This is a genomic window from Kitasatospora sp. NPDC114501 (assembly GCF_055633695.1).
This window is the reverse complement of sequence record NZ_JBVKDS010000018.1, coordinates 144,432-161,394: the sequence shown is the minus strand read 5'-3', so window position 1 is coordinate 161,394 and position 16,963 is coordinate 144,432. Positions and strand designations below refer to the sequence as shown.

Here is a 16,963-nt window from a genome sequence, read left to right as displayed (position 1 = left end):
GTGTGTGTCGGGCTTGCGCGGGAGAATGACACTCCGTAGTGGTGGACGGAGGTTTTCCGGTGGGCGAGCTGACTGAGCGGGACCGGGCGGTGCTGGCGCTGGAGGGGCGGCAGTGGCGGACGGCGGGGGCCAAGGAGCGGGCGATCCGGGAGGAGCTGGGGCTCTCCTCGACGCGGTACTACCAGGTGCTGAACGGTCTGCTGGACCGGGAGGAGGCGTTGGCGCAGGCGCCGGTGCTGGTGAACCGGTTGCGGCGGGTTCGGGAGGCGCGGCGGGAGGCTCGTTGAGTCGTTCGGGCTTTCGGGAGGGTGGGGGGTCGGGGGCGGCTCCGGGGGTGGGTGCTGCGGGGGCTGGATGATTTTCAGACTGCCGGTGGCGTGGGTGGGGTCGTTGGGTGCGTTGGCAGTCTGAAAATCACCCGTCACGCCCCTCTCCGCACCCACCCCCTGCGCCGCCCCCTTCCGCAGCGCGTCCCTCTCGCTGGGTGGGAGGGGTGGGTGGGTGGGGGAGGGGGTGGGACGGGTGCACGTGGGTGGGGGAGGGGGGACGGGTGCGCGTGGGTGGGGGTTGGTGGGGGTGGGTTCTGGGCGCGCGGGCTTTCGCCCTGCGCGCTCGCTGGGGGTGTGCGGAGGGGGGCGGTCCGGGGTAGGGGCTTCGGTATGGGTTTTGAAGAGATGTTTGTGCCGGGGACCGAGGCTGGGCGGGACGGGGTGCGCGCGTTGCTGGCGGCGCCCGGGGATGCCGTGATCGGGTTGGACTTCGACGGGACGTTGGCGCCGATCGTGGCGGATCCGGGGCGGGCGCGGGCGCATCCGGGGGTGGTGGGGGCGTTGCGGCGGTTGGGGTCGGCGGTGGGGGCCGTGGTGGTGGTGACGGGGCGGCCGGCCGGGGTGGCGGTGGAGTACGGGGGGTTCGCGGGGGTGCCGGGAGTGGTGGTGCTGGGGCACTACGGGGCCGAGCGGTGGGAGGGCGGGGAGCTTTCGGCGCCGGAGGTGCATCCGGGGGTGGCGCGGGTGCGGGCGGGGTTGCCGGGGGTGTTGGAGCGGGTGGGGGCGCCCGAGGGGACGTGGGTGGAGGACAAGGGGCGGGCGGTGGCCGTGCACACCCGGCGGACGGCGGCGCCGGAGGAGGCGTTGGCGCTGCTGCGGGCGCCGGTGGAGGAGTTGGCGGCGGAGCACGGGTTGGTGGTGGAGCCCGGGCGGCTGGTGTTGGAGCTGCGGCCGCCGGGGGTGGACAAGGGAGCCGCGCTGACCGGGTTCCTGCGCGAGCGGGGGGCTCGTTCGGTGCTCTACGCGGGGGACGACCTGGGGGACGTGGCGGCGTTCGCCGCGGTGGAGAAGCTGCGCGGCGAGGGGATGGCCGGCGTGCTGGTGTGCGCCGGTGCGGTGGGGGACGCGCCGGTGCGGGAGCTGGCCGACCGGGCGGACCTGGTGGTCGCCGGGCCGGAGGGCGTGGTGGAGCTGCTGGGGGCCCTGGGGGACGCGCTCACAGCGCGTTGAGCTGGTCCAGGAACCACTGCTGCGGGGGGAGCGCGGTGGCCGCCGCCGCCAGGCGCTTGGTGCGGTCGGCGCGCTCCTCCGGGCTCATGCCGAGGCCGGCGTGGAGGGCGTCGGCGGTGGCGATGACGTCGTACGGGTTGACGGTGAGGGCGTCGTCCCCCAGTTCGGCGTGGGCGCCGGCCTCGCGGGAGAGGACGAGGGCGCAGCCGTTGTCGGAGACCACCGGCACTTCCTTGGCGACCAGGTTCATGCCGTCGCGGATGGGGTTGACGAGCGCCACGTCGGCGAGGCGGTAGGCGGCGAGGGAGCGCGGGAAGTCGTCGTCGACGTGCAGGACCACCGGCTGCCAGGTGGGGGTGGCGAACTCGGCGTTGACGGCCGCGGCGAGCTCCTGGACCTGGGCCGTGTAGCTGCGGTACTCGGCGAGGTCGGTGCGGGACGGGTAGGCGAAGGCGATGTGCACCACCCGGTCGTGCCACTCGGGGCGGGTGCGGAGCAGGTGCCGGTAGGCCTGGAGGCCGCGGACGATGTTCTTGCTCAGCTCGGTGCGGTCGACCCGGACGATGGTGCGGCGGTCGCCGACGGCCTCGCGGAGGGCGGCCAGGCGGTCGTCGACGTCGGGGCGGTGGGCGCGTTCGCGCAGGAAGTCGGCGTCGGCGCCGAGGGCGTGGACGCCCAGGCGGGTGGTGCGGCCGTCGAGGGTCACGGTGAGCGCGTCGTGGTCGACGGCCGCCCCGAGGACGTCCTCGCAGCAGGCGGCGAAGGCGCGGGCCCAGCGTTCGGTGAGGAAGCCGGCCCGGTCGGCGCCCAGGATGCCGGTGAGGACGGCCCGGGCGACGTCGTCGGGCAGCAGCCGGAAGTACTCGGGCGGGGCCCAGGGGGTGTGCGAGAAGTGGCCGATCCGCAGGTCGGGGCGGGCCTCGCGGAGCAGGGCCGGGGCCAGTGAGAGGTGGTAGTCCTGGATGAGGACGGCGGCCTCCGGGGCGGCTTCGGCGGCCAGGGCCTCGGCGAACGCGCTGTTGTAGGCCTGGTAGGCGGCCCATTCGGTGCGGAACCCGGCGTCGAAGGAGGGGGCGGTGGGGGTCGCGTAGAGCAGGTGGTGGACGAACCAGAGGGTGGAGTTGGCGACCCCGTTGTAGGCGCGGGCGAAGGTCTGCGGGTCGATGTCCAGCATCCGTACGGCCTGGCCGCCGACCTCGTGGCCGGCCAGGTCGAGGCGGCCGCGGGGCGCCTCCGCGGCGGCTCTGCGGTCGGAGTCGCTGAGGGCGGCGCAGACCCAGACGGCGTTCGGGTCCTCGATGGCGGACAGGCCGGAGACCAGGCCGCCGCCACCCCGGCGCAGGGTCAGCGTGCCGTCGTCGGCGGTGCTGAAGGACACCGGTCCCCGGTTGGAGGCCACCAGGACGGAGGCGGTGCCCGTGTCGCTCGAACGGTTGGTCGTGAGATCGCCCATGGTTGGGATGTTGCCTGGGGTTCGGCGTGGCAAACCCGTCAGTGGCGGGTCGCGTATTCGGGGACGGTGTGCATCGGGGGGCGTTCCAGGGCGGTCACCGGGTGGGTGTGGGCGGTGAACGCGCGGGTTTCCGGGTGTCGGGTGAACTGGGTGAGATGGGGGTGGACGAGGTCGGCGGAGGCCTTCAGGCGGTGGGTGCGGTCGAGGCGTTCCAGGGCGGTCCGGTAGATGGTGGCGGCCATCCGGCCGAGGGCCTGGCCGTCCTGGTGGCGGTGGTGCCGGACGCCGACGTCCACCTGGGCCAGGGCGTCCAGTCCGGCCAGTTCCAGGGCGTCGACCAGCAGACCGAGTTCGACGCCGTAGCCGGTGGGGAAGGGCAGCCGTTCGAGCAGTGAGCGGCGGGCCGCGTACTCGCCGCCGAGGGGCTGGACGAACCCGGCGAGCTCCGGCCAGTGGAGGTTGAGCAGGGGGCGGGCGACGAGTTCGGTGACCCGGCCGCCGCCGGCGGGCAGCACGGCGCCCTCCGACTCCAGCGGGCGGTCGTACATGGCCTTGACCAGCTGGATGGACTCGTCGGTCAGCAGCGGGCCGACGATGCCGGTGACGAAGGCCGGGTCGAACTCGCGCAGGTCGGCGTCGACGAAGCAGACGATGTCGCCGTGGGTGACCAGCAGCGAGCGCCAGAGCACCTCGCCCTTGCCGGGGACGGCGGGCAGGCGGGGGAGGATCAGGTCGCGGTGTTCCACCCGGGCGCCGGCCTCGGCGGCGACGGCGGCGGTGGCGTCGGTGGAGCCGGAGTCCACGACGACGAGTTCGTCGACGAGCGGGAGGCGTTCCATCAGCTCGCGGCGGACGGTGCGGACGATGTCGCCGACCGTGGCCTCCTCGTCCAGGGCGGGGAGCACCACGCTGACCGTGCGACCGGTGCGCTGCTTGGCGTCGAGGAGGGTGCGGACCGGCCGGTCGGCCGCGCTCCAGGAGCGGCGGCGCAGCCAGGACGCCGCCTGCGGGAGGAGCTCGGGGGTCGGTTCGGCGGGCACTGAGGTCTCCTCGGCGGGTCGGTGGGACGTGTCATCTCGCTTGGCGGACGGTCCCGTTCAGGATTGACGCCTTCGGATACAGTCTTCGTACAGCGGTCGGACCTTTGCACGCCGGGGTCGCCGTTGAGCACCACCACAATTTCACAAGCTCATCCAGAGGGACTGAGGGAACGGCCCGTTGACGTCCCGGCAACCTTCTCGCGCGGCTGTCGACGACAGGCCCCGGCGGGACAGGTGCCAATTCCGGCCCGTGTCGCGACCGCGCCACGGGGAAGATGAGGAGAGAGGCCTCGCCGTCATGGCTATCGACACTGCCGCACCCGTCTCCGTCGACCTCGGCCCCGCCGCCGCGCTGTCCTGTCGCGAGTGCGGCACCCGCTTCCCGCTCGGCCCCAGCTTCGCCTGCCTGGAGTGCTTCGGCCCGCTGGAGATCGCCTACGAGTTCGGCAGCGAGGGCGCCGAGGAGCTGCGCAAGCGGATCGAGGCCGGTCCGGCCTCCATCTGGCGGTACGCGCCGCTGCTGCCGGTTCCGGCCGACGTGGCGTCCAAGCCCAACCTGAACCCGGGGTGGACCCCGCTGGTGAAGGCGGACAACCTGGGCCGGGAGCTCGGTTTCACCGCCCAGCTGCACATCAAGGACGACTCCGGGAACCCGACCCACTCGTTCAAGGACCGGGTGGTCGCCTGCGCGATCGAGGCGGCCCGGGCGTTCGGGTACACCACGCTGTCCTGCTCCTCCACCGGCAACCTGGCCGGTGCGGTGGGGGCGGCGGCGGCCCGGGCCGGGTTCCGGTCCTGCGTGTTCATCCCGCACGACCTGGAGCAGGGCAAGGTCGTCATGGCCGGGGTGTACGGCGGCGAGCTGGTCGGCATCGAGGGCAACTACGACGACGTGAACCGCTTCTGCTCGGAGCTGATCGGCGACGCGGCCGGCGAGGGCTGGGGCTTCGTCAACGTGAACCTGCGGCCGTACTACGGCGAGGGCTCCAAGACGCTGGCGTACGAGATCTGCGAGCAGCTCGGCTGGCGGCTGCCGGAGCAGATCGTGATCCCGATCGCCTCGGGCTCGCAGCTGACGAAGATCGACAAGGGGCTCCAGGAACTGATCAGGCTCGGCCTGGTCGAGGACCGGCCGTACAAGGTCTTCGGTGCCCAGGCCGAGGGCTGCTCGCCGGTGTCGGCCGCGTTCAAGGCCGGCCGGGACGTGATCAAGCCGGTCAGGCCGAACACCATCGCCAAGTCGCTGGCGATCGGCAACCCGGCCGACGGCCCGTACGTGCTGGACATCGCCCGCCGCACCGGGGGCGCGGTCGAGGACGTCACGGACGCCGAGGTCGTGGCGGCGATCCGGCTGCTGGCGCGGACCGAGGGGATCTTCGCCGAGACCGCGGGCGGGGTGACCGTCGGCGTGCTGAAGAAGCTGGTCGAGACCGGACAGCTGGACCCGGCCAAGGAGACCGTCGCGATCAACACCGGCGACGGCCTGAAGACCCTGGACGCCGTCTCAGACGCCGGGATGACCGCCGTCATCCGCCCGACGCTGGACTCGTTCCGCGCCGCCGGCCTCGCGTCCGCCTGAACCACCCGTCCCCCGCAAGGAGAGTCATGAGCGCCAACGTCCGCATCCCCACCATCCTGCGCACCTACACCGGCGGCGCCGCCGAGGTGACCGCCGAGGGCGCCACCCTGGCCGAGGTCATCGCCGACCTGGAGAAGAACCACGCGGGTATCTCGGCCCGCATCCTGGACGACACCGGCAAGCTGCGCCGCTTCGTGAACGTCTACGTGAACGACGACGACGTGCGCTTCGCCGAGGGCCTGGCGACCGAGATCAGGGACGGCGCCGGAATCTCGATCATCCCGGCGGTGGCCGGCGGCTGCTGAGCCGTTCGCGAGAACCCGCGGTCGCCCGCGCGTACGGAATTCCGCTCTCCGTATGCACGGGCGACCGCTTGCATTCTTGCGGGAATATTTCCGAGTCGAACCGGAGTAGAGTGTCGCTCGGCTGGGAACAAGGTTTCCCTTTCGGCCCCCGCAGTGCGCGGCCCGGGGGCGCCCGGCCGCCGGGACCGGCCCGGGAAACATGTCAGGCGGATGTCAGAATTCCCGCAGACCTTTGAGTAATTCGTCCGCTATGTCCGGCGTGGAATGCCGAGTTTATTCCGATTCGGCCCGTACTGTCCTGTGCCGGCTTGATGGAATTACCAGCGGCTGACCCTGTTGCAGAGGGCGTCGGTCCGGATACATTCAGCGGCGGTCGACGCAATCACCCGCTCACCGGAAGCCGCCTGGCGTCCCGCGCGGAGGGTTGCGGCGTGCACGGCTGCGCCCAGGGGGGGTTCCCCGGGCCGGCCTTCAACCAACCCGGGCCCGCGACCTGCGGGCGCGTGAAGGGCCAGCACAGCACTAGGGGAGTTCGGAATGGCTCAGGGCACCGTCAAGTGGTTCAACGCGGAGAAGGGCTACGGCTTCATCGCGGTCGACGGTGGTGCGGACGTCTTCGTCCACTACAGCGCGATCCAGATGGACGGCTACCGCACCCTCGAGGAGGGCCAGCGGGTCGAGTTCGAGATCTCTCAGGGACAGAAGGGCCCGCAGGCGGACATGGTCCGCGCCGCGGGCTGACGCCTTCCGACCCCAGGAGCTCGGCGCGGCCCTACGGCTGGTGACCACTCGCTTCTCGACGGGCCCGTACGACGCGTGTCGTACGGGCCCGTCGGCGTTCCCGGAGCGCTCCGGGGGCGGCCCCGGCGGCGGCTCGCGGATCGTCGATTGGGCTTGCACTCGACCACCCGGAGTGCTAATCATTGGCGTTAGCACTCACAGCGTGAGAGTGACAGCGGACCGGGTCGGTGAGGCCCCCGGGAGCGGTAGGGGAAAAGACCCCCGCACACCAGGGCCGTCCGTCGCGGGCACCCCTTGGTCCGAGCAGTCGACCGTGTCCCGGAGGACCACTTCTGATGGCCAAGATCATCGCCTTTGATGAGGAAGCTCGCCGCGGCCTTGAGCGTGGCATGAACCAGCTCGCCGACGCAGTGAAGGTCACGCTCGGCCCCAAGGGCCGCAACGTCGTGCTGGAGAAGAAGTGGGGCGCCCCCACGATCACCAACGACGGTGTCTCCATCGCCAAGGAGATCGAGCTCGAGGACCCGTACGAGAAGATCGGTGCGGAGCTCGTCAAGGAGGTCGCCAAGAAGACGGACGACGTCGCGGGTGACGGCACCACCACCGCCACCGTGCTCGCCCAGGCCCTGGTTCGCGAGGGTCTGCGCAACGTCGCCGCCGGCGCCAACCCGATGGCCCTGAAGCGCGGCATCGAGAAGGCCGTCGCGGCCGTCTCCGACCAGCTGCTGGCCCAGGCCAAGGACGTGGAGACCAAGGAGCAGATCGCCTCCACCGCCTCCATCTCCGCCGCCGACACCCAGATCGGCGAGCTGATCGCCGAGGCCATGGACAAGGTCGGCAAGGAAGGCGTCATCACCGTCGAGGAGAGCAACACCTTCGGTCTGGAGCTCGAGCTCACCGAGGGCATGCGCTTCGACAAGGGCTACATCTCCGCGTACTTCGCCACCGACCTGGAGCGCATGGAGACGAGCTTCGAGGACCCGTACATCCTCATCGCCAACTCCAAGATCGGCTCGGTCAAGGACCTGCTCCCGCTGCTGGAGAAGGTCATGCAGAGCGGCAAGCCGCTGGTCATCATCGCCGAGGACGTCGAGGGCGAGGCCCTGTCGACCCTGGTCGTGAACAAGATCCGTGGCACCTTCAAGTCCGTCGCCGTCAAGGCCCCGGGCTTCGGTGACCGCCGCAAGGCCATGCTCGGCGACATCGCCATCCTCACCGGTGGCACCGTGATCTCCGAGGAGGTCGGCCTCAAGCTGGAGAACGCCGGCATCGACCTGCTGGGCACCGCCCGCAAGGTGGTCATCACCAAGGACGAGACCACCATCGTCGACGGTGGCGGCGACAGCGAGCAGGTCGCGGGCCGCGTGAACCAGATCCGCGCCGAGATCGAGAACAGCGACTCGGACTACGACCGCGAGAAGCTCCAGGAGCGCCTCGCCAAGCTGGCCGGCGGCGTGGCCGTCATCAAGGCCGGCGCGGCCACCGAGGTGGAGCTCAAGGAGCGCAAGCACCGCATCGAGGACGCCGTCCGCAACGCGAAGGCCGCCGTCGAGGAGGGCATCGTCGCCGGTGGTGGCGTCGCGCTGCTGCAGGCCGGTGTCGCCTTCGACAAGCTGGAGCTGGAGGGCGACGAGGCCACCGGTGCCAACATCGTCAAGGTCGCGCTGGAGGCCCCGATCAAGCAGATCGCGACCAACGCCGGCCTGGAGGGTGGCGTCGTGGTGGAGAAGGTGCGCAACCTCCCCGCCGGTCACGGCCTGAACGCCGCCACCAACGAGTACGTCGACCTGGTCGCCGCGGGCATCATCGACCCGGCCAAGGTCACCCGCTCCGCGCTGCAGAACGCCGCCTCCATCGCGGCGCTGTTCCTCACCACCGAGGCCGTCATCGCCGACAAGCCGGAGAAGGCCGCCGCGGCCGCCGGCGGCGGCATGCCGGGCGGTGACATGGACTTCTGATCCTGATCGCTTCGATCGGATCGGTTGATTCCCCGTCCGTGTGGGCGGCTCCCTTCGGGGGGCCGCCCACACGGCGTTTCGGCGTTCGGGGGAGTTTGAGGAGAGGATGGACGGATGGCTGCCGACGACATCGAGACCGCCCTGCACAACGCGCGGGCACTGATCCTGGCCGACCTCACCGCGCGGGAGGTGGCGGACGCCGCCGTCGTCTCGCTGGTGGAACAGGCCGTCACCCACCGCCGCTGGTGGCTGGAGCAGTGGCCGGACGGCACCGAGTACGTGCTCGGGCTGGTCGCCCAGGACGTCCAGGACGCGCTGCTGGAGGCGTACGGGCGCTGGCCGCTGTGCACCGACTGCGCGGCCGACGGGGACCCGCACGCGCTGAGCGTGGAGCCCGAGCTGGGGCCGGAGCCACACTGGGTGTGCGGCAAGCAGGGCGCGGTGGTGGCGCCGGTGGGGAAGCTCGTCTGAGAGGCGCCTCAGGCCGTCGGTGCCCGGAGTTCGGCCGTCAGGTTGGCGTGGGCGGCCGCCGTGAAGCGCTCGCGGGCGGCGGCGGTGCGGTAGAGCGCGGGCAGGGCGAGGAGCGCGCGCAGCACGGCGGCGCGCCCGGCCCGGAAGTCCGGCTCGGGGACGAAGCCGTACTCCTCGCGGACGGCGGCCGCGTACGCCGCGTACGCCTCGGGGGTGCCGCCGAGGACGGCGAGGTCCGCGTCGCAGAGCACCTCGCCGTTGCGGTCGCCGGGAGCGGGGTCGTGGCCGATGGTGAGCAGCACGAGGCGCTCGACCTCGGCGACCCGTTCGGCGGGCAGTCCGGCGGCGGTCAGCGCGCGGACGGCGAGGGCGGCGCTGCGCTCCTCGTTCTCGGTGCGGTCGGGGCGGTAGACGGCGTCGTGGAACCAGGCCGCGAGGCGGACGGCGTCCGGGTCGGCGGCGTGTCCGGCCAGCTCGTCGACGTGCCGCAGCATCGCGTGCAGGTGGGCGACGGTGTGGTAGCGGCGCTGCGGCTCCGACCAGCGGCGCAGCAGCTCCCGCCCGTACGGCTCGGGGTCGACGGCGGTCCCGCAGCGGTGCAGCAGGGCCGTCCAGGCGGTGAGCAGTTCGTCCTCGGTGGTGGGCATGACGGCCATTGTGGTGGGTCGGCCCGGCGCTGGACCTATAGGTAGGTTGACGATATATGTAGTCGTATGACAGAACGCTCCATGCAGGAGCCCACGCTGCTTCTGCTCACCGCTCTGGCCGACGCGCCGAGACACGGCTACGCGCTCATCCAGGAGATCGACGCGATCTCGGGCGGCCGGGTCAAGATGCGCACCGGCACCCTTTACGGTGCCCTGGACCGGCTGCTGGGCCAGGGACTGATCGAGGTCGCCGCCGAAGAGGTGGTGGACGGCCGGGCCCGGCGCACCTACGCGCTGACCGACGCCGGACGGGACTCGCTGGCCGCCGAGGCCGAGCGCCTGCGGGCGGTCGCCACCGAGGCCGAGCGCCGGCTGACGAAGATCCGGGCGATGCTGCCGGGGAACACCGGGTCGCAGGGGCGGCCCGCATCGGGGGGAGGGCTCTCATGACCATGCCGGTGATCGGCCCCTCCCCCTCGGTGGTGCTGCGGGCCGCGCTGCAGCTCTACCCGGCGCAGTACCGCCGCGAGCGCGGCGAGGAACTGGCCGAGGTGTTCGCCGACACGACGGCGGCGGGCGGCCGTGCGGCCGTCACCCGGGAGGTGCTCGGCCTGGCGGTCTACGGGCTGCGGGTGCGGCTCGGGCTGACCGGCGCCTCGGCGGTCGGACGGCTGCTCGCGCTGGTGGCGCCGATGATCGCCGGTGCGGTGGTCGGGGCCACGATGGTGCCCTGGGTGGCCACCCTGGAACGGACCACCAGGTGGCTGGCCTGGGACGACTCGTTCGGGAACCACGTCCGGGCCTTCGGCCCGCCGGTGGCCGCGCTGCTGCTCGGGGTGGCGGCCCTGCTGGGGCGGTGGACGGCCGTTCGGGTCACCGCGCTGCTCCTGGGCGCCATCGGGCTGTACGACCTGGGCGACGCCGCCTGGCAGACGTCCGGGTTCGACGTGTGGTGGGTCGGCTACATCGGGATGGCCACGCTGCCGTTCGTGGTGGCCGGGCTGCTGCTGATCGCGGCGCCGACCGACCTGCTGCCGCGGCCCGGCCTGCGGACGGGTGGACTGGTGCTGGCCTCGATGGCCGGGGGCGGTCTGTTGCAGGCGGTCCAGGACTGGGACGACACGACCTTCCCGCTGGACCGTCCGTGGTTCGTGGTGATGCTGATCGCTCCGATGCTGCTGACCTTCGCCGGGTTGCGCGGGCGGATGGGACCGGCGGCGGTGGGGCTGGCGGTGCTGGTGCTGACCGGGCCCGGCAGCCTGTTCAACATCTGGCGGGAGTCCGGCGGGATCTCGAACCTGCTGCCGGTGGCGGTGCCGGTGGTGGCTCTGCTGGTGCTGGCGGCGGTGGCGGAGCGCCGGTTCGGCCGGCGGGAGACCGTCGGGACGGCGCCGGGGCGGGTGTGACGGGCGCCCCCGGGCCGGCGTGGCAGGAACGGGGGACGCGGTCTCGCCGGGTCCGGACGGATGTGGCAACCTACTGATATGTCTAGACCAATTTTCGAAGTCATCGCGCTGACGCCCCAGGACGCCCAGGCCGCCGAGTCGGGCGGCGCCGACCGGCTCGAACTGGTCACCGACATGGCCGCCGACGGGCTCACTCCCTCCGTCGAGGACTTCGCCCGGATCCGCGCCGCGGTCGGCATCCCGCTGCGGGTCATGCTGCGGATCCGGGACGGCTTCGCCCCCGGTGACGTGGACGAGCTGTGCGCCCGGGCCGCCGCGCTGCGGGCCGAGGGCGCCGAGGAGTTCGTCCTCGGCTTCCTCGACGCCGGCGGCGCCGTCGACCTGGCCGCCACCACGGCCGTCGCCGAGGCGGTCGCCGGCTGCCGCTGGACCTTCCACCGGGCGATCGACCACAGCGCCGACCGGGCCGCCCTGCGGGCCGCCGTCGCCGGGCTGCCCGGCCTGGACACCTTCCTCACCTCCGGCGCGGCCGCCGGAGTGGACGCCGGGCGCGAGGTGCTGTCGGCGGAGCTGGCCCGGGCCGGCGAGCCCGGGTACCGGCAGCGGATCCTGATCGGCGGCGGCCTGCGGGCCGAGCACCTGAAGGAGCTGCGGGCGGAGGGCTTCGACGCCTTCCACGTCGGCGGCGCGGTGCGGGTGGACGGCTGGCGGACGCCGGTGGACGCGGCCAGGGTCGCCGAGTGGCGGGCGCTGATCGACGGCTGAGTGCCCGTCCCGGGGTCCTCGTCACGGGCGCCCGTCCGAGAGGGCCGGCCCCCCGGACCGGCCCTCCCGCGTGCTACCGCAGCTGCTCCGGCAGCGGCTCGCCGTGCAGCACCGTCAGCCCGGAGACGGCACGGGTCAGCGCCACGTACAGCCGCCGCAGGCCGGTCCGCTCGTCCGGCTCCCCGGCGACCACCGCGGCCGGCTCGTCCAGCACCACGTAGTCGTACTCCAGACCCTTGGCCAGCGAGGCCGGGACGAGGGTGAGCCGGGCCTCCGCGCTGGTCTCGGCGCCGGGGGAGAGGTACGGCAGGCCGGCCGCGGTCAGCGCCTCGGCGAGCCGCGGGATGCGGGCGTCGGCGGCGATCAGGCCGGTCGAGCCCTCGTGCTCCAGCGCCTCCCGGCAGGCCGCCAGGACCGCCTCCGTGGTCTCCCCGTCCGCGACCCGGCGGACCGTCAGCGAGCCGGGCGCGGTACGGACCGAGGAGGCCGGGGCCAGGCCCGGGGCGATCGCCGGGAGCAGCCGGGAGGCGTACGCGATGACCTCCTCCGGCACCCGGAAGCCCTTGGTCAGCTCCTCGACGTGCGCCTCCGGCTTGCCCAGGTGGCGCAGCGCCTCCGGCCAACTCGCCGTCGCCCAGGGGGTGGTGCCCTGGGCGAGGTCGCCGAGGACGGTCGCCGAGCCGGTGGTGCAGCGGCGGCCGACCGCGCGGTACTGCATCGGGGAGAGGTCCTGGGCCTCGTCCAGCACCACGTGCCCGAGCGAGGGGGTGCGCTGCACCAGGTCGGTCGCCTCGTCCACCAGGACGGCGTCGGCCGGTGTCCAGCGCGCGGTCCGCACCGAGCGGCCGGGCTTGGGCCACAGCACCGCCCGCTGCTCCTCGGGCGTCAGCACGCCCTCGGCGCACGCGGCCAGGAACTCCGGGTCGGAGAGCAGCCGCAGGACCAGCTTCGCCGGGTCGACGGCCGGCCAGCACTCCTTGACCACCGCCTTGACCGCGCTGTTGCGGGCCACCGCGTCCTGCACCCGGTCGTCCGGGGCCTCGCCGCCCTGCTCCATCTTCAGGAGCACGGCGTGCGCGATGCGCTGCGGCAGGGCGTCCCGGGCGGCGCCGTAGCGCACCTCGCGGCTCTTCAACTCCTCGATGATCTCGACGAGTTCGTACACCGGCACGCGCCAGCGGCGGGAGCCGCGGACCACCACGCAGGGCTCGGTGGGCAGCGTGATGCCCGACCGCACCGCCCGGCGCAGCACCTCGGCCATCCGGGCGTCGCCCTTCAGCCGGGCCGCCTCCGGGTCGTCCTCGCCCCTCACCTCGACGTGGCCGACCAGCTGCTGCACGGTGGCCTGGGCGACGTCCAGCTCGCCGAGGGCCGGGAGCACCTGCTCGATGTAGGAGAGGAAGGCGTTGTTCGGCCCGATCACCAGGGTGCCGGTACGGGCCAGCCGCTCGCGGTGGGCGTACAGCAGGTAGGCGACGCGGTGCAGGCCGACGGCGGTCTTCCCGGTGCCGGGCGCCCCCTGGACGCAGATGGTGCCCGTGATGTCGGAGCGGACGATCTCGTCCTGCTCGGGCTGGATGGTGGCGACGATGTCGCGCATCGGGCCGACGCGGGGCTTCTCGATCTCGGCGGCCAGCAGGGCGGATCCCTGCTCCGTCTCGGCCGGGTCGCTGAGGTGCTCGTCCTCGTAGGCGGTGAGCTCGCCGCCGGTGTAGCCGAAGCGGCGGCGTCGCTCGACGTCCATCGGCGCGGTGCGGCTGGCCCGGTAGAACGGCTGGGAGACCGGCGCGCGCCAGTCGATCACCATCGGGTCGCCGTCGGCGTCGTGGACGTGCCGGCGGCCGATGTAGAAGCTCTCGCCGCCGCTGCCCTCGCTCAACTCCTCGCTGATCGCGTGCAGGTAGTCGAGGCGGCCGAAGAACAGCGGGGTGTGCGAGAGGTCGGCCAGTGCGGCGATCCTGGCCTCGATCTGGTTCTGGAGCACGAGGGCGGTGACCCAGGTGCCGGTCACGTCGCGGATGTCGAGCGATTCGACGTCCTCGCGCATGGCCCGCAGCGCGGCCCGGGAGGCGGCCAGGTGCGCGCGTTCGCGCTGGAGGGGGTCGGTGGTGGTGGGGGTGGCGGGCACAGCGAACCTTCCCGGCTGCCCCGGTGGCGGGCGCAGCGGATCGTAGGAGCTCACGGTGGGTACGGTCGACCGGTTGCCGAGCGGTCGACACCTCCCCCGGCTGCCTGCGGGACTTCAGCAGGTACCACGGTTCGGGAGGGGGCAGACGGACGATCTTAGTCCCGTCCGTCCCGGGGTTCCAGCCGTGCAGGTCTCAGGGTTGACCCCTACTCCGGCCCCGGGGGCCCCCGTACACCGGGAGGACGATCCGCGCACCTGCGGATACGGCCTTGGAGTGATGCCCGCGGCCGCCCGGGTGCCTACCGTTGAAGACATGAGCACCACGAACCGCACCCCCCGATCCGGCCCGTCCGGCGCCACCGCCGTCTCCGGGCGTCACCGCAACCCGCTGAGCACCGCCGTCCGCAACGTCGGCATCGCCCTGGACACCGCCGCGCGCGTGATCTTCCTCGGGCGCGACGGTGTCCGGTACTGAACCGCGGGCCTACAGCACGTCGTCCGCGTCGATGATCCGGTACGCGTAGCCCTGCTCGGCCAGGAAGCGCTGCCGGTGGGCGGCGAAGTCCTGGTCCACGGTGTCCCGGGCGACCACCGAGTAGAAGTGGGCCGCGTGGCCGTCCGCCTTGGGGCGCAGCACCCGGCCGAGGCGCTGGGCCTCCTCCTGGCGGGAGCCGAAGGTCCCGGAGACCTGGATGGCCACGGTGGCCTCGGGCAGGTCGATCGAGAAGTTCGCGACCTTGGAGACCACCAGGACGCCGATCTCCTTGTTCCGGAAGGCGTCGAAGAGCTTCTCGCGCTGGGCGTTGCTGGTCTCGCCCTTGATCACCGGGGCGTCCAGGACCTCGCCGAGCTCGTCCAGCTGGTCGATGTACTGGCCGATGACCAGCGTCTGGTCCTTCTCGTGCTTCCTGACCAGCGCCTCCACCACCCGCCGCTTGGTCGCCGTGGTGGCGCAGAAGCGGTAGCGCTCCTCCGGCTCGGCGGTCGCGTAGGCGAGCCGCTCGGAGTCGGTCAGGGTGACCCGCACCTCGCAGCAGTCGGCGGGCGCGATGTAGCCCTGCGCCTCGATCTCCTTCCACGGCGCGTCGAAGCGCTTGGGGCCGATCAGGCTGAACACGTCGCCCTCGCGGCCGTCCTCGCGCACCAGCGTGGCGGTCAGGCCGAGCCGGCGGCGGGCCTGGAGGTCCGCGGTGAACTTGAACACCGGCGCGGGCAGCAGGTGCACCTCGTCGTAGACCACCAGGCCCCAGTTGCGGGCGTCGAACAGCTCCAGGTGGGCGTAGACGCCCTTCCGCTTGGTCGTCATCACCTGGTAGGTGGCGATGGTGACCGGGCGGATCTCCTTCCGCGTGCCGCTGTACTCGCCGATCTCGTCCTCGGTGAGCGAGGTGCGCTTGACCAGCTCGTGCTTCCACTGGCGGGCCGAGACGGTGTTGGTGACCAGGATCAGCGTGGTCGACTTGGCGTGCGCCATCGCGGCCGCGCCGACCAGCGTCTTGCCGGCGCCGCAGGGCAGCACGACCACGCCCGAGCCGCCGTGCCAGAAGCCCTCGACGGCCTGGGCCTGGTACGGGCGCAGCTGCCAGCCGTCCTCGTCCAGCTCGATCGGGTGCGCCTCGCCGTCCACGTACCCGGCGAAGTCCTCGGCGGGCCAGCCCAGTTTGAGCAGCACCTGCTTGATCTGGCCGCGCTCGGAGGGGTGCACCACCACGGTGTCCGGGTCGACCCGGTCGCCGACCAGCGGGACGATCTTCTTGGAGCGCAGCACCTCCTCCAGCACCGGCCGGTCGGTGGTGGTCAGCACCAGCCCGTGGGTCGGGTGCTTGACCAGCTGGAGCCGCCCGTACCGGCCCATGGTGTCCGCCACGTCCACCAGCAGCGCGTTCGGCACCGGGTAGCGCGAGTACGTCACCAGGGCGTCCACCACCTGCTCGGCGTCGTGCCCGGCCGCCCGCGCGTTCCACAGCCCGAGCGGCGTCACCCGGTACGTGTGCACGTGCTCGGGCGCCCGCTCCAACTCGGCGAACGGCGCGATGGCGCGACGGCAGTCGGCGGCCCTGGGGTGATCGATCTCCAGGAGAAGAGTTTTGTCGCTCTGGACGATGAGCGGTCCGTCGTTCACGCGGGGGAGCCCTCCACTGGCTGACAGGCTGGATTGACGCAGACCCTCCAGTGTCGCGCATTCCGCCGTGAACGTGGACGGGCTACTTCCATTCGTAGAGCTTGCCGGTGATCTTGTCGTCGGCGTCGGTCTCGAACTCGAGGAGGCCGACGACACTGTTGAGGCGTTCGAGCTGCGGGGCCGCGGTGGAGAAGAAGATCGCGCCGCGGAAGCTGGTGCCGCCGTTCTCGGTGACGTGGCCGAGACCGTTGCCGTGCCAGGTGACGGTCTGGCCGTCGGCCGTCATGTCGACGCCCTGGCCCTCGCCGTAGATGGTGCCGTCGGGGCGCGGTTCGGCGTCGTAGGTGCCGAACCCGTTGACGGCGGTGCCGAAGTAGCTGCCGGTGTTCCGGATGGATATCTCGATCGTCACGTGGCCGTCGCCGACGGCGACGACCCGTCGGCCGGTGTTCTCGCCCTGGAATTCGCCGATGAGTTCGCCGAGCATGGGTCGCCTCCCGTTCGGAACCCCTGCTTCCGGACTACGCCGATGGGGCGGGCGCGTCAATGACTTCGAGTGACCACGGTGCGTACTCGCTCGTTGAGCTGGCCATGAAGAAGTCGAAGCGTGTTCTCACCGCCCTCGCCCTGATGGGCTCGGCCTTCGCGGCCACCGCCTCCTCGGCCGGTTCGGCCCACGCCCTCGCGGGCATCGGCGAGGGGCCCGGCGGGCTGCTCGCCGCGCCCGGGTTCCTGCTGGCGGACACCGCCACCGGGGGTGCGATGCCGCTCGGGCAGGGGCAGATCGGCAGCCTGGCGGACAAGGCCGTCCAGGACAAGATGAAGGAGGCGCAGCAGGGGCACTGAACC

At 72.4% G+C, this 16,963-nt stretch carries 18 protein-coding genes and 1 riboswitch; of the genes, 12 read left to right on the top strand and 6 right to left on the bottom strand.

Annotated elements, in window-relative coordinates; translation table 11 throughout:
• The first annotated feature begins 59 nt into the window (after positions 1–59).
• Together ACZ7RU_RS30450 and otsB are read left to right on the top strand one after the other, a co-directional pair.
• Complete coding sequence (locus tag ACZ7RU_RS30450) at positions 60–287, top strand: DUF3263 domain-containing protein (protein WP_470344177.1); 228 nt, start codon at positions 60–62, stop codon at positions 285–287.
• Positions 288–674: 387 nt separating this feature from the next.
• The gene (gene otsB / locus ACZ7RU_RS30445) at positions 675–1,499 is read left to right on the top strand and encodes a trehalose-phosphatase (RefSeq protein WP_470344176.1); all 825 of its coding nucleotides are present in this window, start codon (positions 675–677) and stop codon (positions 1,497–1,499) included.
• Here the strand turns inward: otsB and ACZ7RU_RS30440 are convergent.
• Together ACZ7RU_RS30440 and ACZ7RU_RS30435 are read right to left on the bottom strand one after the other, a co-directional pair.
• Positions 1,486–2,952, bottom strand: coding sequence for an alpha,alpha-trehalose-phosphate synthase (UDP-forming) (locus ACZ7RU_RS30440; protein ID WP_470344175.1), 1,467 nt, complete (start codon positions 2,950–2,952; stop codon positions 1,486–1,488). The genes otsB and ACZ7RU_RS30440 overlap by 14 nt on opposite strands.
• A gap of 38 nt (positions 2,953–2,990) precedes the next feature.
• Complete coding sequence (locus ACZ7RU_RS30435) at positions 2,991–3,992, bottom strand: glucosyl-3-phosphoglycerate synthase (RefSeq protein ID WP_470344174.1); 1,002 nt, start codon at positions 3,990–3,992, stop codon at positions 2,991–2,993.
• 146 nt (positions 3,993–4,138) lie between these two features.
• Positions 4,139–4,274: riboswitch (SAM riboswitch) on the top strand.
• A gap of 16 nt (positions 4,275–4,290) precedes the next feature.
• Here ACZ7RU_RS30435 and thrC point away from each other — a divergent pair.
• The 5 genes from thrC to ACZ7RU_RS30410 all read left to right on the top strand — a co-directional run bounded on the left by thrC (position 4,291) and on the right by ACZ7RU_RS30410 (position 9,046).
• Positions 4,291–5,571, top strand: a complete 1,281-nt coding sequence (gene thrC, locus ACZ7RU_RS30430; RefSeq protein WP_470344173.1) for a threonine synthase — start codon at positions 4,291–4,293, stop codon at positions 5,569–5,571.
• Positions 5,572–5,597: 26 nt separating this feature from the next.
• A complete protein-coding gene (locus tag ACZ7RU_RS30425) occupies positions 5,598–5,876 on the top strand; it encodes a MoaD/ThiS family protein (protein ID WP_401118504.1) in 279 nt (92 codons plus the stop codon).
• 537 nt (positions 5,877–6,413) lie between these two features.
• Complete coding sequence (locus ACZ7RU_RS30420; protein WP_030057071.1) at positions 6,414–6,617, top strand: cold-shock protein; 204 nt, start codon at positions 6,414–6,416, stop codon at positions 6,615–6,617.
• Between the two features lie 335 nt (positions 6,618–6,952).
• On the top strand, positions 6,953–8,575 hold the full coding sequence (groL, locus tag ACZ7RU_RS30415; protein ID WP_470344172.1) for a chaperonin GroEL: 1,623 nt from the start codon (positions 6,953–6,955) through the stop codon (positions 8,573–8,575).
• Between the two features lie 114 nt (positions 8,576–8,689).
• Entirely contained in the window at positions 8,690–9,046 is a 357-nt protein-coding gene (locus ACZ7RU_RS30410) for a hypothetical protein (protein WP_470344171.1), read from the top strand.
• Positions 9,047–9,054: 8 nt separating this feature from the next.
• On the opposite strand, the gene ACZ7RU_RS30405 is transcribed toward ACZ7RU_RS30410, so the two are convergent.
• Positions 9,055–9,693, bottom strand: a complete 639-nt coding sequence (locus ACZ7RU_RS30405; protein WP_470344170.1) for an HD domain-containing protein — start codon at positions 9,691–9,693, stop codon at positions 9,055–9,057.
• A 66-nt stretch (positions 9,694–9,759) separates the two neighbouring features.
• On the opposite strand from ACZ7RU_RS30405, the gene ACZ7RU_RS30400 reads away from it, so the two are divergent.
• From ACZ7RU_RS30400 to ACZ7RU_RS30390, 3 genes are all read left to right on the top strand, one after another.
• The gene (locus ACZ7RU_RS30400; RefSeq protein ID WP_470344169.1) at positions 9,760–10,143 is read left to right on the top strand and encodes a PadR family transcriptional regulator; all 384 of its coding nucleotides are present in this window, start codon (positions 9,760–9,762) and stop codon (positions 10,141–10,143) included.
• Entirely contained in the window at positions 10,140–11,099 is a 960-nt protein-coding gene (locus ACZ7RU_RS30395) for a hypothetical protein (protein ID WP_470344168.1), read from the top strand. The genes ACZ7RU_RS30400 and ACZ7RU_RS30395 overlap by 4 nt, the downstream gene beginning before the upstream one ends.
• Before the next feature lie 78 nt (positions 11,100–11,177).
• Positions 11,178–11,864, top strand: a complete 687-nt coding sequence (locus ACZ7RU_RS30390) for a copper homeostasis protein CutC (protein ID WP_470344167.1) — start codon at positions 11,178–11,180, stop codon at positions 11,862–11,864.
• A gap of 73 nt (positions 11,865–11,937) precedes the next feature.
• Here ACZ7RU_RS30390 and ACZ7RU_RS30385 read toward each other — a convergent pair whose 3' ends face one another.
• Positions 11,938–13,992, bottom strand: coding sequence for a HelD family protein (locus tag ACZ7RU_RS30385; protein WP_470344166.1), 2,055 nt, complete (start codon positions 13,990–13,992; stop codon positions 11,938–11,940).
• 313 nt (positions 13,993–14,305) lie between these two features.
• Between ACZ7RU_RS30385 and ACZ7RU_RS30380 the strand changes: the two genes are divergently transcribed.
• The gene (locus ACZ7RU_RS30380) at positions 14,306–14,467 is read left to right on the top strand and encodes a hypothetical protein (RefSeq protein WP_316526849.1); all 162 of its coding nucleotides are present in this window, start codon (positions 14,306–14,308) and stop codon (positions 14,465–14,467) included.
• 9 nt (positions 14,468–14,476) lie between these two features.
• Here ACZ7RU_RS30380 and ACZ7RU_RS30375 read toward each other — a convergent pair whose 3' ends face one another.
• Together ACZ7RU_RS30375 and ACZ7RU_RS30370 are read right to left on the bottom strand one after the other, a co-directional pair.
• Positions 14,477–16,114: a DNA repair helicase XPB gene (locus tag ACZ7RU_RS30375; protein ID WP_470344165.1), complete on the bottom strand. Its 1,638-nt coding sequence runs from the start codon at positions 16,112–16,114 to the stop codon at positions 14,477–14,479.
• An 82-nt stretch (positions 16,115–16,196) separates the two neighbouring features.
• On the bottom strand, positions 16,197–16,601 hold the full coding sequence (locus ACZ7RU_RS30370; protein ID WP_470344164.1) for a hypothetical protein: 405 nt from the start codon (positions 16,599–16,601) through the stop codon (positions 16,197–16,199).
• A gap of 59 nt (positions 16,602–16,660) precedes the next feature.
• On the opposite strand from ACZ7RU_RS30370, the gene ACZ7RU_RS30365 reads away from it, so the two are divergent.
• Positions 16,661–16,960: a hypothetical protein gene (locus tag ACZ7RU_RS30365; RefSeq protein ID WP_470344163.1), complete on the top strand. Its 300-nt coding sequence runs from the start codon at positions 16,661–16,663 to the stop codon at positions 16,958–16,960.
• Positions 16,961–16,963: the final 3 nt, after the last annotated feature.

Excerpts from the sequence above, each read along its gene's own strand:
- ACZ7RU_RS30395 (WP_470344168.1), top strand. The coding sequence starts at position 10,140 with ATGACCATGCCGGTGATCGGCCCCTCCCCCTCGGTGGTGCTGCGGGCC.
- ACZ7RU_RS30410 (WP_470344171.1), top strand. The coding sequence starts at position 8,690 with ATGGCTGCCGACGACATCGAGACCGCCCTGCACAACGCGCGGGCACTG.
- thrC (WP_470344173.1), top strand. The coding sequence starts at position 4,291 with ATGGCTATCGACACTGCCGCACCCGTCTCCGTCGACCTCGGCCCCGCC.
- ACZ7RU_RS30425 (WP_401118504.1), top strand. The coding sequence starts at position 5,598 with ATGAGCGCCAACGTCCGCATCCCCACCATCCTGCGCACCTACACCGGC.
- groL (WP_470344172.1), top strand. The coding sequence starts at position 6,953 with ATGGCCAAGATCATCGCCTTTGATGAGGAAGCTCGCCGCGGCCTTGAG.
- ACZ7RU_RS30405 (WP_470344170.1), bottom strand. The coding sequence starts at position 9,693 with ATGCCCACCACCGAGGACGAACTGCTCACCGCCTGGACGGCCCTGCTG.
- ACZ7RU_RS30365 (WP_470344163.1), top strand. The coding sequence starts at position 16,661 with ATGACTTCGAGTGACCACGGTGCGTACTCGCTCGTTGAGCTGGCCATG.
- ACZ7RU_RS30370 (WP_470344164.1), bottom strand. The coding sequence starts at position 16,601 with ATGCTCGGCGAACTCATCGGCGAATTCCAGGGCGAGAACACCGGCCGA.
- ACZ7RU_RS30380 (WP_316526849.1), top strand. The coding sequence starts at position 14,306 with ATGAGCACCACGAACCGCACCCCCCGATCCGGCCCGTCCGGCGCCACC.
- ACZ7RU_RS30390 (WP_470344167.1), top strand. The coding sequence starts at position 11,178 with ATGTCTAGACCAATTTTCGAAGTCATCGCGCTGACGCCCCAGGACGCC.
- otsB (WP_470344176.1), top strand. The coding sequence starts at position 675 with ATGTTTGTGCCGGGGACCGAGGCTGGGCGGGACGGGGTGCGCGCGTTG.
- ACZ7RU_RS30400 (WP_470344169.1), top strand. The coding sequence starts at position 9,760 with ATGACAGAACGCTCCATGCAGGAGCCCACGCTGCTTCTGCTCACCGCT.
- ACZ7RU_RS30440 (WP_470344175.1), bottom strand. The coding sequence starts at position 2,952 with ATGGGCGATCTCACGACCAACCGTTCGAGCGACACGGGCACCGCCTCC.
- ACZ7RU_RS30420 (WP_030057071.1), top strand. The coding sequence starts at position 6,414 with ATGGCTCAGGGCACCGTCAAGTGGTTCAACGCGGAGAAGGGCTACGGC.